Source organism: Pseudooceanicola sp. (assembly GCF_041987405.1).
Taxonomy (GTDB): domain Bacteria; phylum Pseudomonadota; class Alphaproteobacteria; order Rhodobacterales; family Rhodobacteraceae; genus Pseudooceanicola.
The window spans coordinates 361,427-375,510 of sequence record NZ_JBHIWR010000001.1 but is presented as its reverse complement, the minus strand read 5'-3'; the positions used below and the strand labels follow the sequence as shown (position 1 = coordinate 375,510).

The 14,084-nt window shown below is 66.0% G+C and carries 18 protein-coding genes; 6 read left to right on the top strand and 12 right to left on the bottom strand.

The features are described from left to right. Positions 1-74: 74 nt before the first annotated feature. Positions 75-824 carry a triose-phosphate isomerase gene (tpiA, locus tag ACFC2Y_RS01805; protein WP_375173346.1) on the bottom strand — a complete coding sequence of 250 codons (750 nt, stop codon included), beginning with the start codon at positions 822-824 and terminating at the stop codon, positions 75-77. Between the two features lie 118 nt (positions 825-942). Between tpiA and ACFC2Y_RS01800 the strand changes: the two genes are divergently transcribed. Next, entirely contained in the window at positions 943-1,842 is a 900-nt protein-coding gene (locus ACFC2Y_RS01800) for an isopenicillin N synthase family dioxygenase (RefSeq protein ID WP_375173345.1), read from the top strand. Between the two features lie 85 nt (positions 1,843-1,927). Here ACFC2Y_RS01800 and ACFC2Y_RS01795 read toward each other — a convergent pair whose 3' ends face one another. The 4 genes from ACFC2Y_RS01795 to ACFC2Y_RS01780 form a co-directional block, all read right to left on the bottom strand. After that, positions 1,928-2,320, bottom strand: coding sequence for a TfoX/Sxy family protein (locus ACFC2Y_RS01795; protein ID WP_375173344.1), 393 nt, complete (start codon positions 2,318-2,320; stop codon positions 1,928-1,930). Further along, positions 2,320-2,670, bottom strand: a complete 351-nt coding sequence (locus ACFC2Y_RS01790; RefSeq protein WP_375173343.1) for a HesB/IscA family protein — start codon at positions 2,668-2,670, stop codon at positions 2,320-2,322. The genes ACFC2Y_RS01795 and ACFC2Y_RS01790 overlap by 1 nt, the downstream gene beginning before the upstream one ends. Positions 2,671-2,760: 90 nt before the next feature. Further along, complete coding sequence (locus ACFC2Y_RS01785; RefSeq protein ID WP_375173342.1) at positions 2,761-3,990, bottom strand: glycerophosphodiester phosphodiesterase family protein; 1,230 nt, start codon at positions 3,988-3,990, stop codon at positions 2,761-2,763. Positions 3,991-4,091: 101 nt separating this feature from the next. Further along, entirely contained in the window at positions 4,092-4,454 is a 363-nt protein-coding gene (locus ACFC2Y_RS01780) for an SUF system Fe-S cluster assembly protein (RefSeq protein WP_375173341.1), read from the bottom strand. Positions 4,455-4,659: 205 nt separating this feature from the next. Between ACFC2Y_RS01780 and tgt the strand changes: the two genes are divergently transcribed. The 4 genes from tgt (at position 4,660) to ACFC2Y_RS01760 (ending at position 7,649) form a co-directional block, all read left to right on the top strand. Further along, the gene (tgt, locus tag ACFC2Y_RS01775; protein WP_375173340.1) at positions 4,660-5,790 is read left to right on the top strand and encodes a tRNA guanosine(34) transglycosylase Tgt; all 1,131 of its coding nucleotides are present in this window, start codon (positions 4,660-4,662) and stop codon (positions 5,788-5,790) included. 200 nt (positions 5,791-5,990) lie between these two features. Beyond that, complete coding sequence (locus tag ACFC2Y_RS01770; protein ID WP_375173339.1) at positions 5,991-6,611, top strand: DNA-3-methyladenine glycosylase family protein; 621 nt, start codon at positions 5,991-5,993, stop codon at positions 6,609-6,611. Next, the gene (locus ACFC2Y_RS01765; protein ID WP_375173338.1) at positions 6,608-7,273 is read left to right on the top strand and encodes an alpha/beta hydrolase; all 666 of its coding nucleotides are present in this window, start codon (positions 6,608-6,610) and stop codon (positions 7,271-7,273) included. Before ACFC2Y_RS01770 ends, ACFC2Y_RS01765 begins: the two co-directional genes overlap by 4 nt. Before the next feature lie 70 nt (positions 7,274-7,343). Then, positions 7,344-7,649, top strand: a complete 306-nt coding sequence (locus ACFC2Y_RS01760; RefSeq protein ID WP_375173337.1) for a putative quinol monooxygenase — start codon at positions 7,344-7,346, stop codon at positions 7,647-7,649. Positions 7,650-7,670: 21 nt separating this feature from the next. Here the strand turns inward: ACFC2Y_RS01760 and ACFC2Y_RS01755 are convergent, their stop codons facing one another. Beyond that, positions 7,671-8,093: a VOC family protein gene (locus tag ACFC2Y_RS01755; protein ID WP_375173336.1), complete on the bottom strand. Its 423-nt coding sequence runs from the start codon at positions 8,091-8,093 to the stop codon at positions 7,671-7,673. Between the two features lie 263 nt (positions 8,094-8,356). On the opposite strand from ACFC2Y_RS01755, the gene ACFC2Y_RS01750 reads away from it, so the two are divergent. Beyond that, complete coding sequence (locus ACFC2Y_RS01750; RefSeq protein WP_375173735.1) at positions 8,357-8,941, top strand: HNH endonuclease; 585 nt, start codon at positions 8,357-8,359, stop codon at positions 8,939-8,941. A gap of 388 nt (positions 8,942-9,329) precedes the next feature. On the opposite strand, the gene ACFC2Y_RS01745 is transcribed toward ACFC2Y_RS01750, so the two are convergent. The 6 genes from ACFC2Y_RS01745 to bcp form a co-directional block, all read right to left on the bottom strand. After that, complete coding sequence (locus tag ACFC2Y_RS01745; RefSeq protein ID WP_375173335.1) at positions 9,330-9,899, bottom strand: polymer-forming cytoskeletal protein; 570 nt, start codon at positions 9,897-9,899, stop codon at positions 9,330-9,332. Continuing rightward, positions 9,889-11,226, bottom strand: a complete 1,338-nt coding sequence (locus tag ACFC2Y_RS01740) for a DUF5930 domain-containing protein (protein WP_375173334.1) — start codon at positions 11,224-11,226, stop codon at positions 9,889-9,891. The genes ACFC2Y_RS01745 and ACFC2Y_RS01740 overlap by 11 nt, the downstream gene beginning before the upstream one ends. Positions 11,227-11,415: 189 nt before the next feature. Beyond that, complete coding sequence (locus tag ACFC2Y_RS01735; RefSeq protein WP_375173333.1) at positions 11,416-12,261, bottom strand: ferritin-like domain-containing protein; 846 nt, start codon at positions 12,259-12,261, stop codon at positions 11,416-11,418. Between the two features lie 148 nt (positions 12,262-12,409). After that, a complete protein-coding gene (locus ACFC2Y_RS01730) occupies positions 12,410-13,084 on the bottom strand; it encodes a hypothetical protein (RefSeq protein ID WP_375173332.1) in 675 nt (224 codons plus the stop codon). Positions 13,085-13,193: 109 nt separating this feature from the next. Then, positions 13,194-13,604: a hypothetical protein gene (locus tag ACFC2Y_RS01725; protein WP_375173331.1), complete on the bottom strand. Its 411-nt coding sequence runs from the start codon at positions 13,602-13,604 to the stop codon at positions 13,194-13,196. Positions 13,605-13,608: 4 nt separating this feature from the next. Beyond that, entirely contained in the window at positions 13,609-14,082 is a 474-nt protein-coding gene (bcp, locus tag ACFC2Y_RS01720) for a thioredoxin-dependent thiol peroxidase (protein ID WP_375173330.1), read from the bottom strand. Positions 14,083-14,084 lie beyond the last annotated feature (2 nt).

Genomic DNA, 14,084 nt, shown 5'->3' with positions numbered 1-14,084 from the left:
CGTCGTTTTTGCTTGCGGGGGCGATGCGCGGCGGGGTTGATGCCCCTTGATCCCGCGCGGGGCGCGACGTCGGCTCAGGCGTTTTCCAGCGCCCGGATGATCGGAGCGAAATCCGCCGCCTTCAGCGAGGCCCCGCCGACCAGCGCCCCGTCGACGTTGGAAACCGCAAAGATCTCCGCTGCGTTCTCCGGCTTCACCGATCCGCCGTAAAGCAGCCGCACCGACCGCCCGACACCGGCGCCGAACCGACGCTCCAGCCGCGTGCGCATGAAGTCATGCACCTCCCCGATCTGGTCCGGTGTCGGCGTCTGCCCCGACCCGATGGCCCAGATCGGCTCATAGGCCACGACGAGGTTCTCGCCGGTGGACGTGTCCGGCACCGAGAGCGACAACTGCGCCCCGATGATATCCAGCGTATTGGTCGCCTCGCGCTGGATCAGGCTTTCGCCCAGGCAGATCACCGTCATCAGCCCCGCCGCATGGGCCGTCCGCGCCTTGGCCCGCACGTCCTCGGATGTCTCGTGATACCCCGCGCGGCGTTCCGAATGGCCCAGGATCACCGCCCGGGCGCCCACGTCGCGCAGCATCTCGGCCGAGATATCGCCGGTATGGGCGCCGTCTGTCTTTTCATGGCAATCCTGTCCGCCGATCATCAGCGGCCCGTTATGGGCCTCCTGCACGGCAGCAGACAGCAGCGTGGCGGGCGGGCAGATCAGCAGATCGACCGCCGGATCGGGATGGGCCTCCTGCAGGGCCGCCAACTCGCCAAGCGCGGCGGAGGTGCCGTTCATCTTCCAGTTTCCGGCCGCCAGTTTCCGCCGCATGCCATTCTCCCTCTGCAAAACCGGGGCCATCATCGGGCTTTGGCCCGGCGCGTCAAGCTGTGCCTTGCCGCAGACGGTCTTTGCAGGCAGAAGGGCGCGGCACGAACAGGACGACGCGATGATCCCGAAACTAGACATGAGCCGCCTGCTGGCCGGTGACCCCCAGGAAATCGCACAGTTGCGGCAGGGCGCGCAGCAGACGGGCTTCCTCGTCCTGCGCAACACCGCGCTCAGCGCCGATGACGTGGCCGAAGCCATCGCCGCCTACCGCCAGTTCTTCCACCTGCCCGAGGAGGAGAAGCGCCGCGTCGACATGGCACTGACCGGATCGAACCGGGGCTGGGGCGCGCCGCGTTCCGAACAGGTCGATCCTGCCGCCAACCCCGACTACAAAGAGGTCTTCGACTGCGGCTTCCAGCTGCCCGAAGGCGATCCCCTGGCCAACCTGCCGGTCTATGCCCCCAACCTCTGGCCCGATCTGCCGGGGTTCCGCACCACCGTTCAGGGCTATTACCGCGCCGCCTGCGGTGTCGCCATGGACCTGCTGCGCGTCATCGCCGGGGCCATTGGCGAGAACCAGAGCTATTTCGACGACAAGTTCGACCGCCCCATGGCCCTGCTGCGCGGCAACTACTACCCCGCCCGACCGGCCTGGGCCGGGGCGAAGGATTTCGGCATCGCCGCCCATACGGACTACGGCTGCCTGACCCTGCTGGCCAGCGACGGCGTGCCCGGGCTGGAGGTGCAGGGGCGCGACGGCACCTGGCTGCCCGTGGTGGCGGAACCCGGCGAGTTCGTCATCAATTTCGGCGAGATGCTGGAGATGTGGACCGGCGGCCGCGTCAAGGCGACGCTGCACCGGGTGAAGGGCACGACGGCGGAGCGGATTTCCATTCCGCTCTTCTTCAATCCCAATCACGACACCAATGTCGCGCCCGAGGGTCAGGCGGAGATATTGGCCGGGGATCACCTGTCGAAACGGTTCAACGAGACCTACCTGCATCTCGCAGGCGCCTGAGTGTGGAGAGGGGCGCTGCCCCTCCGCCGCTGACGCGGCTACCCCGAGGTATTTTGACCAGAAGAAGCTTGGAACGCGCCGCGCCTCAGCCCGCTTTCGCCTTCCGTGCCGCCTTGCGCGCCTTCTCTGCCCGCTTCTTCTCCGCCGCCGCCCGCGCGGGGCCAAGCGACAGGCGCGCCCATTCGGTGGCCTCATCCGGATCGTCGGCGGCGCTGTCGGGCAGGGACATCAGCGAGGTGACCTGCCGTGTGCCCGTGGCGCGGGTGTAGGTGAAGGGCACCGATCCGGCCTCTGCATAGCGCGCACCGGTCTCCTCATCGGATTTCATGTAGATCGTGCCCGACGACGCGATCATGGCGAACATCACGTCCTCTTCGACATAAAGCGCCACGCCAGAAAACATCCGCCCCCTGCGGATCGGTCCGAGCCCGGCGAAGAGATCGAGCGCATGCGCGAGCACCTCGTCGGAGACCGCCATCAGCTTTCCGCGAACTTGATCGATTCTCCGCAGCCGCAGGCATCCACCACATTCGGGTTGTTGAACTTGAACCCGGATTCCAGCAGCGACGTCTCGTAGTCGATCTCGGTCCCGAACAGGAACATCTGCGCCATCGGGGCGATCATCACCCGCGCGCCATCCTGTTCCACGACCTCGTCATTGCCGTCGACCTCGTCCACATAATCCATCGTGTATTCCATGCCCGCACAGCCGCCTTTCTTGACGCCGATGCGCAGCCCCTGATGCCCCTCGCGGGTCATCAGCTTGACGATCTGCGCCGCGGCGCGGGGGGTGATGGACACGGCCTGTTTGCCGGGAATGCCGAACATGCGGGGGCTCCTTTACCTGTACCTGAACCTAAGGTTTCCGGAGCGGCAGAACAAGGGGCCGCCCGCAGCATGGCGGACGGCCCCGGGGGATCACAGACCCATGCAGTTGGCGTAGTAGGTCACCGTCGCAGGCCAGTCGGAGAAGACGCCGATCACGCCAACATCCTGCGCCAGCACGTCCAGGATCTCGAAATAGTCACCGTCGCGGTCGATCGTGTCCGCAACCGACTGGAAATACCAGCCGCCGCCATTGTGCAGCGGGCCGGAGCGTTCCAGCGTCCAGGCGATCATCCCGACATCCGTCTCTTTGGCCTTCAAGGCCAGGGTGGAGGGCACCATCTTGCCCGCATCGTCCAGCGTCACCAGCATCCAGAGCGGCGGCGCGATGTAGTTCACACCCATCTCCTTCAGCTCGGTCATGGTGTTCGGCCAGGTGGCCTCGTCCATGGGCGAAAAGCCCTCGTGGGTCTCATATTCGTCCATCAGGTAGACGGCCTGTTTGCCGAACTCCGGCTCCGCCTCGATCCAGTATGTCACGATGTCGAGATCGAAGGACTGCGCCCAGACGCGGGAAGGGTCGATCCCGGCGGCCTTGTATTCGTCGATCATCTTCTGCGCGTAATCTTCGTAGGAGAATCCGTCAAAGGGCATCTCGACCGACGGCGCCTTCAGCTCCGGCGTGAAATCCGCGCCAAGCGCGTCGAAGAGGGCGATGGACTCCGCATGGGTCATCAGCGTCGCGCCGTTGGCATAGAGGTCGGTGCGCCAGTTGGCCGTGCCGTTCACATAGGCCTCGGCGCTGGTGGCCGCGCCGTTGGCCGCGTCCATCTTGGGCGACAGCGTGCGGAATTCGGCCAGCGTCAGATCGGAGGTGCGGCATTCAGCCCGCGCCTTGTCGTCGCCAGTGGCCGGGGCGAAGGGCAGGGTGCATTTGTCGCCCAGATCGCTGACCACGATATTGGTCGTGGTGTGCAGATCGTTCTGCGCGTGGCGGCAGACCAGTTCCTTGTCGGCTGTGAAGGTCACGTCGCATTCCAGGATACCCGCACCCATGGCGGCGGCGGCCCGGTTCGATTCCACCGTATGTTCCGGGAACATCAGCGGCGCACCACGGTGCCCGATGGAAAACTTGGTCGGCGTGGCAGCCTGGCCCATGCAGGCGCCCAGCTTGTCCTTGAGCGGGCCGTCATTCATCCGGCTGATCAGGTAGGCAGGTCGGATGCCGTAGCTGTAGCCTTCCGCCGCGCCGGACATTTCGGCTTGGGCGGCTAGGGGCGCAGTGGCCAGCGCGAGAAGAAGGGGCAGAAATCTGGTCGTCATGGGGGAACCCTCTTGTTGAACGGGTTCCCTATCGCGACAAGTGGTGACAGGAATTTGAAGGACGCATGACGTCTGCGTAAAGACGCACACGCCGCAGGGACTTACATGAACCCCAGTTCCAGCCGCGCCTCGTCCGACATCATGTCCATGCCCCAGGGCGGCTCCCATGTCAGCGCGACATCCACCTGTTTGACGCCTTCCAGCGGTTCCACCGCATCGGCGACCCAGCCCGGCATGTCCCCGGCGACCGGACACCCCGGAGCGGTCAGGGTCATGACGATCTTCACCTCGTTTTCCGGGGTGATATCAATCGTGTAGATCAGTCCCAGATCATAGATGTTCACCGGGATTTCAGGGTCATAGACCGAGCGGCAGGCATCGGTCACCGCATCGTAAAGCGGATGGTCAGTGGTCGAGGGCGCGATCAGCGGCGCCCCTTCCATCGGTTCCTGGGTATCGGTCATGTCGTCCTGCCTTGTTCCTGACCGAATATATAGGTTTTGTGGTCGCCCGGGTCCAGAGGGGTCCGGCGCCCGGATCGTCGCAGGGCGCTGGAAACCTGTCACGAATGGCCAACCAGCGTCATCGCACCGAAGTTACGGGCACAGGTCCCGCCCTTCACAAGCCCGAAGGTTTGCGCCAAAAGACCCTCCTGAGCACGAGGACCCCATGACCACCCGTTTTGCATTCGAAAAGCTGGGCCAGGACGGCAAGGCCCGACTGGGCCGCATCTCCACCCCGCGGGGCGAGATCCGGACCCCCGCCTTCATGCCCGTCGGCACCGCCGCCACGGTCAAGGCGATGATGCCGGAAAGCGTGGCCGACACCGGCGCGGATATCCTGCTGGGCAATACTTACCACCTGATGCTGCGCCCGACGGCCGAACGGATCGACCGCCTGGGCGGGCTGCACAAGTTCATGAACTGGTCGAAACCGATCCTGACCGACTCGGGCGGGTTCCAGGTCATGTCGCTCGCTTCGCTGCGCAAGCTGACCGAGGACGGGGTGACCTTCAAATCCCATATCGACGGCTCCAAGCACATGCTCTCGCCCGAACGCTCGATGGAGATCCAGCGCCTCCTCGGCTCCGACATCGTGATGTGTTTCGACGAATGCCCCGCACTGCCCGCCGACCGCAAGCGGATCGAGGAGTCGATGCGCCTGTCGATGAGATGGGCCGCCCGCTCGCGCGAAGCCTTTGGCGACCGGCCCGGTTACGCGCTCTTCGGCATCCAGCAGGGCGGGCTGGAGGAGGACCTGCGCGGCGAAAGCGCCAGGGCCCTGCGCGACATCGGGTTTGAGGGGTATGCCATTGGCGGCCTTGCCGTGGGCGAGGGGCAGGAGGCCATGTTCGCCTGCCTCGACTACGCGCCCGACCAGCTGCCTGAAGATCGCCCGCGCTATCTGATGGGCGTGGGCAAGCCCGATGATATCGTCGGCGCGGTCAAGCGCGGGGTGGATATGATGGACTGCGTCCTGCCATCGCGTTCAGGGCGCACCGGGCAGGCCTTCACCCGCCACGGCGTGGTCAACATCAAGAACGCCCGCCACGCCGACGACCCCCGCCCGCTGGACGAAAACTGCAGCTGCCCAGCCTGCCGCAACTATTCCCGCGCCTATCTGCACCACGTCTTCCGCGCGCAGGAGATGATCTCCGGCATGCTGCTGACCTGGCACAACCTGCACTATTACCAAGAGATCATGCAGGGTATGCGCGACGCCATCGCCAGCGGCACCTTCGCCGATTGGGAGGCGCGCTTCCACGCCGACCGGGCCGAGGGCGACATCCCCCCGCTCTGACAGGCCTGCGGCCCGGGCCCCCACTGCGGCCCGTACAAGGGGCTCAGCCCCTCCGCCGACCCCTGCGGGTCCGGCTACCCCGGGATATTGTCGGCAAAAAGAAAACGCGAGACGCGCACACCCTTCATCTTTCCCGAAATACTCCCGCCGGAGGCATCCGCCCACTGGCCCCGGGCCGCGCGCCGGGCCATGGTGCGGCCATGACCCGCCTGATCGACACGACCGAAGACATCGCCGAAGGCGCGGCGGCGCTCGCCCGCCTCGACCCGGCCTTCGCCCGCCTGACCGCGCTGACCCCGCCGCTGCGCCGTCGCCCGGCGGGGTTTGCCACGCTCTTTCAGGCCATTGTCGGCCAGCAGGTCTCCACCGCCTCCGCCGCCGCGATCTGGCGCCGGGTGGAGGAGGGCGGGCTGACCACGCCCGCGGCGGTGCTGGTGGCGGGGGAGGAGGGGCTGCGCGCCGCCGGGCTGTCGCGCCCCAAGGTCCGCTATGCGCTGGCGCTTGCCGGGGCCGCGCCCGCCTATGACGCCCACACCGCCCTGCCGGAGGAGGAGGTCATCGCAGATCTCACCCGCATCCCCGGCATCGGACGCTGGACGGCGGAAATCTACGCCCTTTCCGCCCTTGGCCGCGCCGATGTCTTCCCCGCGGGAGATCTGGCCTTGCAGGAGGCCGCGCGTATCCTCTACGACCTTGAGGCACGGCCCGACGAGCGGACCCTGCGCACCATGGCGGCGCGCTGGTCCCCTTGGCGGGCCGTGGCGGCGCGGCTTCTGTGGGAGCTCTACCGCATGGAAAAGCAGAGGGAGGGAACACTGTGACACGGGTATTGAATGCGGGCCGGAAGGAACCGGTCTCGGGCGAAAAACGCTCGGTCGTGGTCTTCCTGCATGGCTATGGCGCCAATGGCGCGGATCTTCTGGGGCTGGCCGATGTGCTGGGCGAACATCTGCCCGACACGCTCTTCGTGGCCCCCGACGCGCCGGAGTCGGTTCCCGGCGCCCCCTTCGGCTACCAGTGGTTCCCGATCCCCTGGCTCGACGGCTCCTCCGAAGAAGAGGCCGAACGCGGCATGACCCAGGCGGTCGAGGACCTGAACGCTTTCCTCGATGCGCTGATGGTGGATGAGGACGTGCTGCCCGAACAGGTCGTCCTCTTCGGCTTTTCCCAGGGCACGATGATGGCCCTGCATGTCGCCCCCCGGCGCGAGGACGAGGTAGCGGGGATTGTCGCCTTCTCCGGTCGGCTGCTGGAGCCCGAACTGCTGGCCGATGAAGCGGTCAGCCGCCCGCCGGTTCTGCTGGTCCACGGCGATCAGGACGACGTCGTTCCGCCCCAAAGCCTGCCCGCCGCCGCCGAAGCGCTGCAGGAGGCCGGCTGGAAAGAGGTCTATGCCCATGTGATGAAGGGCACTGCCCATGGTATTGCCCCGGACGGCCTGTCGGTTGCGCTGGCCTTCATGCGGGACAAATGCGGGCTTTGAGGCTGCAGTAAATCTCTTTACCGCGCGGTCAGTTCGTGAAATTGTGCCGCGACGGACAAGGGAGAGAGGCATGATCATCATCACTGGCACCATGGAAGTGGCCCCCGGCAACGAGGAACAGGCGGCCGCGAATTTCCGCCTCGCTGCGGAGAAGTGCAAGGAGGAGCGCGGCTGCATCGACTACCGCTTCTGGCAAAGCGTCGATCAGCCGAACCTCTTCCGCGTCTACGAGGAATGGGAAGACAAGGACTGCCTGCGCGAGCATTCCGCCCATCCCAACTTTGCCGCCCATGCCGAACGGATGAAGCCCCTCGGTGTCAGCAACCGCAAGCTCAAGATGATCGAGCCGGACCGGATCAAGGACCTCTCGATCTGAGCTGACAGGGGCCGGGTCGCCTTACGCCTCGAACCAGAGGCGCGGCTCGGCCATCTCCAGCGAATTGCCCGCCGGATCGCGAAAGTAGATCGACCGCGCCCCGTTCGGCCAGTGGAAATCCGCCTCGATCGCGTGACCATCCGCCTCCAGCGCCTCCGCCCAGGCGGCGATCTGTGGCGCACTGGCGCGGAAACACAGGTGCCCCTGTCCCTGCGCCCCGTGCGGCGGCACCGGCATCTGCGTGCTGCTGGAGCCGGTGACGGTGCGCAGCGGATTGAAGATCAGCAGGACCATATCGCCGACCCGGTAGAAGACATGGCGGTCCTCCACCCGGGTGATCTTCTCCAGCCCGAGAACCCCGGCATAAAAGGCCTCCGCCGCATCCAGATCCTCCGCATAGAGCGCGGCTTCGAGAAGTCCGTCGAGAACCAGCTTGTCACTCATGGTCACTCTCCCAGGTCACGTCACAAGATCGCCCCGGCCCACACGGCTCGGACGTCGCAGGTCACAGATAGGACGACACAGCCCGCGCTCAACGTAATGGCCCAATGTCACGGCACTGTCACCGAATCCGGCTAGCCCTGTGGATAAGCTGTATGTCGGGGGCTTGCCTTAGGTCATCCGCGATATATAGTCGAACCAACGGCAGGGGCGGGACTCCCGCCCTGGGCCAATCTCGGGCAGGCAGGGCGAAGGCGGTTGCGATGATGGACGGAGACTTCAGGACGGAATTCGTGCGGGAGCCGGCGGCGCTGAAACAGCATCCCGCCCTGGTGCTGAACGCGGATTACCGGCCGCTATCCTACTATCCCCTCAGTCTCTGGCCCTGGCAGGAGGCTGTGAAGGCGGCCTTCCTCGACCGGGTGGACATCGTGGCGGAATACGACACCTTTGTCCGAAGCCCCAGTACCGAGATCAGGATACCCTCGGTCGTCGTCCTCAAAGATTACGTCAAACCCCAAAAGCGCGTGGCCTTCACGCGCTTTAATTTATTTCTGCGGGACCAGTTCCAGTGCCAGTACTGCGGCGCCAAGGGCGACCTGACCTTCGACCACGTCGTGCCCCGCGCCAGCGGTGGCATCACCTCGTGGGAAAACGTCGTTGCCGCTTGTTCGCCCTGCAACCTGCGCAAGGGGTCCAAATCCCTGCGCCGCGCCAACATGTCCCTGCGCAAACCGCCCCGCGCCCCCGGCGCGGAGGAGCTGCGGAACATGGGCCGCAAGTTCCCGCCCGGCCACCTGCACGAAAGCTGGATTGATTACCTTTACTGGGATGCGGAACTGGAGGCCTGACCGGGCTCTACACTCCCAAGCCCCGGCCCCCGCGCCGGGGCCTCTCCCTCAATCCGCCCGGTGTGACCAGATAACCCCGCGAGCCCCCGGCGCAAAGGCCGGGGCAGGTCAGACCTTAGCCACCCCACACGCCCCGGCCCCCGCGCCGGGGCCGCACGCTCAATCCGCCCGGCGTGACCGGCTATCACCTCGGGACCCCGGCACAAAGGCCGGGGCAGGTCAGACCTGAGCCACCCCACACGCCCCGGCCCCCGCGCCGGGGCCTCGCGTTCAAGGAACCTTGCGTGACCGGATAGCCCCTCGGGACCCCGGCACCGAGGCGCGGCAGCCCGAACGGAAAAGGCCCCGACGCTCAGCGTGGGGCCCTCGCAATTGACTGTACCGAAGATCAGCCCTCGGTCGGGGCCGTCGGTTTGGCTGCGGTCGCCGCCGCCGAGGGTGCGGATGACGGAGCGGACGCCGCAGGAGCAGCGGCAGGCTTGGCGCCCCCCTTGTTGCCCGACAGCGGATCGTCCTGGCGCTGCACGGAGCCTTCGAAATGCGCGCCGCTCTCGATCGCGATGGTCTTGTGGATGATGTCGCCTTCGACGCGGGCGGTGGAGGTCAGACGGACCTTCAGGCCCCGCACGCGGCCCACGATGCGGCCGTTGATCACCACGTCATCGGCGATCACCTCGCCGCGGATGGTGGCGGTTTCGCCCACGGTCAGCAGATGCGCGCGGATGTCGCCATCCACCGTGCCCTCGACATTGATGTCGCCGGAGGTCTTCAGGTTGCCCGTCACGTGCAGATCGGAGGACAGGACCGAAGCGGCCGGTTTCGCCTTGGGGGCGGAGGGTTTGAAATCGGGTGCGCCGGAGGACTTGGCAGCGCCGCTGTCGGACGCACCGGAGGCCGGAGAGGACGACGTGTCGCCGGTTTTCGGGCCGGGTTCGTTGATTTTGCTCTTAGAAAACATTTTTAGCAGCCTTGATATAAGTCATCGGGTTTACGGCGCGCCCGCCAACGCGGACCTCGTAGTGGATATGCGGCCCGGTCACCCGTCCGGATGCCCCCATATCACCGATCCGCTCCCCGCGCGAGACTCTTTGTCCGACCTTCACGCCAATGCGAGACATATGGGCGTAGCGGGTTTCGATGCCGAAGTCGTGCTGGATCTTCACCAGACGGCCATAGCCGGATTGCCAGCCCGCATGTTTCACCACACCATCCGCCGTCGCATAGAGCGGGGTGCCGACGGGCCCGGCGAAATCGACGCCGGAATGCATCCGCCGCCCGCCGGTCTTGGGGTCGCGGCGATAGCCGAAGCCGGAAGTGAACTTGTAGCTGGCTTTCACGGGGATCGCGAAGGGGGCCTTTTCGGCGGCCACGCGGTAGAGGTTCAGGCGGTCAAGCTGATTCAGGATCTGGTTGGCCCGTCCCGCATCCAGCGAAGGTTCCTCGCCCATGGTCGACAGAGAGATCGGCGTCAGCGGGCCGCCCTGGCCGGAATAGCCCCGGCGCACCTGGTCGATGATGCGGTCCGTGCTCATCCCGGCGGCGCGGAACATCTTGTCCAGCGGCTTGATCGAGACATTCATCGCCTGTTCCAGCTGACGGAAGATCTGGTCGTTGTGGTCATGCATCAGCGCGATCTGCAGCGACATTTCCTCGGCCTGGGTCAGTGCGTCCTGAGCATTGGCCGTGACCTCGTCCCGCTCCGCCGCGGTCTGTTCCAGCGCGGCGGACATGAAATCCAGCGCGGCCTGATTGGCGGCGGCCGACACGGTGCCGGGCAGCGGGCCATCGGCCTCGCCCAGCTTGGCCGACAGCGCCTGGGCCTCCTCGCGGGCGGTGTCGCGGTCCTGCATGGTGCGGCGCAGGGTGGCCTGCACAACTCCCAGCCCGGTTTCCGCCTCGCGCAGACGGGTTTCCGCCGCCAGCAGTTGCGACTGCATGACAGAAATCTGTTCCAGAGCGGAGTTGAACCGGTCCTGTGCCGCCAGCGCTTCCTCGGCCCGCTGGTCGCGCTCCGAGGCCAGGTCATTGAGCCGTGCCTGATACAGGCGCTGGTCCCGCTTGGCCTGTTCGCGGAAATTGCCCGACCCGATGGAATCCATCAGCAGGATCGCCGTGGCGATGATCGTCCAGGCGATCACGGCGGCGGTGCCGGAAAAGGCGATAAGCTGTGTGGCCGGCTTGAGGCGGATGAACCGCGTATCAGTGTCAGATTTCAGGAACAGCCGACGTTCCGGAAAATGTCGCTCCAGCAGAGCATGTGCTCGGATAGCTAAACGTGTTCTCACGCGCGGCGTCCCCTGTCCCGTTCCCCAAACCACGCCCCCCGTTGTCCCCCTGGAAGCGTTTGCAAAGGTGTTATCGTCCCAACCGGCCCACGACAAGTTTTCTTGACCCGCCTTGGCGCCAAACCGGAAAAAATCCGCCCGATTGGCGAAAAACCGCCCAAACTGAGCCGCTTGCACCTCACTTTTGACCTATCCTTTAGGAGGGGTCTGATCTGCCAGCGGCCAGTAGAAATCCGGCGGCAACCCCGCCTCGGCGCGCTTTTCCTCGTTGAATGGCGGCTTCAGCGCGCCGTGGAAATAGCGCCGGACAAGGTCATGGAACACCGGTTTCGGGTCCAGCCCGTCGCGCCCGCAGATCCAGTGGAACCACTTGGACCCGTAGGCAACATGGTGCACCTCTTCGGCATAGATCACCTTCAGCGCCTCGACCGCCTGTGTGATCCCGGCCTTTTCATAGATCTCGATCATCCCCGGCGTCACATCCAGACCGCGCGCCTCCAGCACCATGGGGACCACGGCCAGACGGCCGAAGATATCCTCCACCGTATCCTCCGCCGCGCGCCACATCCCCGCATGGGCCGGCAGCGCGCCGTAGTGGGAGTCGAGCGCTTCAAGACAGTCGCAGACAAGGTTGAAATGCTTGGCTTCTTCATCCGCCGCCTGCACCCAGTCGTCGTAGAACCCCATGGGAAACCCGGCCTCGGTGAACCGCGCGATGATGTCCCAGTGCAGGTCAACCGCGTTCAACTCGATATGTGCCACCGCATGCAGGATGGCGATCTGTCCCTTGCGGCTGCCGGGACGTCGCCGGGGCACGTCGCGCGGATCCAGCAGTTCGGGCTTCTCGGGCCGGGCAGGGCGCAGCGGCGGGTCCGCCCGGCCGATCGCGATCTCCTCGGCTTCCCCCGCCCGCGCGGCGCGCCAGGCCGCCGCATGTCTATGCGCCAGCGCGGTCTTGGCCCGGCCATCGGCAGTGGTCAGGACCTCGACGGCCATCTCGGCCAGGGACATCTGCTGTGATTGGGGCTGTGTCATGGGCGAACCTCGGCGTTTTCCGCGACTTAGCACGCGGACGCCAGGAATGCCCAGAGAGAGCCCCGGAGCGAGTTACACTGAGCGACCCGACCGGGGCAGAGAGGTCAGGGCCCGGACAGATCAGTGCCGGGTCCCGGGTTCCCTTGGTTCAGCGCAGCAGGGCGGAGCTGTCGACGTTCACGACCAGCCCTTCGCGGGTCAGCGTCGGCATCGTGGCGTACTGCACGCAGACATTTCGCGTGCAGATCAACCTGCTGTCGGCCCGCGCGATCCGGCCCATGTTGACCCCGTCCCGCGTGATCAGCGGCGAGCCGATGATGCTCACACCGCCGCCCTGGGGGTTCGACGTCGAGGTCGTGCCATTCGTGCCGGATGTGGTGGTGGTCCCGGTGCCGCCCGAGCTCCCCGTTCCGGTGCCCGGCTGGCCGCCCATTGTCGTCCCGAGGCTGACCGAAGCGACGGACCCGCCGCCCACGGTGGCGCCGACGTTCGCATCGGCAACCGATCCGCCGCCGATGGTGGCGCCGACATCGGCCGATGCGACGGACCCTCCGCCGGCCGTGGCCCCGACATTCGCATCCGCGACGGAGCCGCCGCCGACAGTGGCCCCGACATCCGCATCCGCGACAGACCCGCCGCCGACAGTGGCCCCGATACTCGCATCAGCCACGGAGCCGCCACCGACGGACACACCGACATCTGCGTCCGCGACGGAATCTCCGCCGATCGAAACACCTAGGCCGATCCCGATATCTGCAAGCGCAGCCGGGGCGGCACAGCTGAGACAGCCGATTGCGATAGTACTGAGTTTATTGCGTAACATCTGGGTTCTCCTCGTTAAGAGCCCCCACCCAGGATGCATGGCACTAGTAGGTACGAGGATAGTACCCCAAAAGTTGCATTCAAGATACGCGTTTCTAGTCAGCTGCACCTCAGGCGCCCGACAGCCGACCCCAGAAATCACGCCGCAGGGGCTGAAAATCCTCCGCCTCCGCACCCAGCCCGAACCGCTCCATCAGGTCGAGGTACAGCCGCCGGGCCTTCTGGTCATACTGTGCGACGCTTTCCAGCCGCTCCGCCCCGATCTGGCCGTAGCGCTGGACATAGTCGATCGGCCCGGACCAGGCCTCGCAGGCCAGAAAGACCCAGTCCGCCCCCGCGATGCCCAGCTCCTCCAGATAGGGTTCCAGCATCTCGCGCCGGGGCTGCCATTGCGGCATGCGGATCGCGCTGCCGACCTGCGGCGCCTCCAGCGGGCGCACCACATGGCCGGGTTTCAGCGCCGTATGGCGCACCCCCTCCGGCGGGCAGCGCGTTAGCAGCCCGGTAAAACGGAACGCCACCGGATCACAGTGCCCTGACCGCTGCCAGCACCTCTTCGGCGTGCCCCGCGACCTTCACCTTGGGCCAGACCCGGGCGACCTTGCCGTCCCCGTCGATCAGAAAGGTCGCCCGGGTGATCCCCATGAAGGTCTTGCCGTACATCTTCTTCTCGCCCCAGACACCATAGTCCTCGCAGGTGGACCCCTCCGCATCCGAGACCAGCATCACGGTCAGATCGTGCTTGCTGCGGAACTTGGCGTGTTTCTCCACCGTGTCCTTGGACACGCCAATCACCCTGGCCCCCGCTGCGGCGAACTCCGCCTCCAGGGCGGTGAAATCCTTGTTCTCCGTGGTGCAGCCCGGCGTGTCGTCCTTGGGGTAGAAGAACAGGACCACCGGGGCGGGACGCAGGGCCGAAAGGGTGACGGGCTCTCCGCCATCTTGCGGCAGGGTGAAATCAGGGGCGGTCTGGCCTGGTTCGGGCAGGGGTTGAGACATCG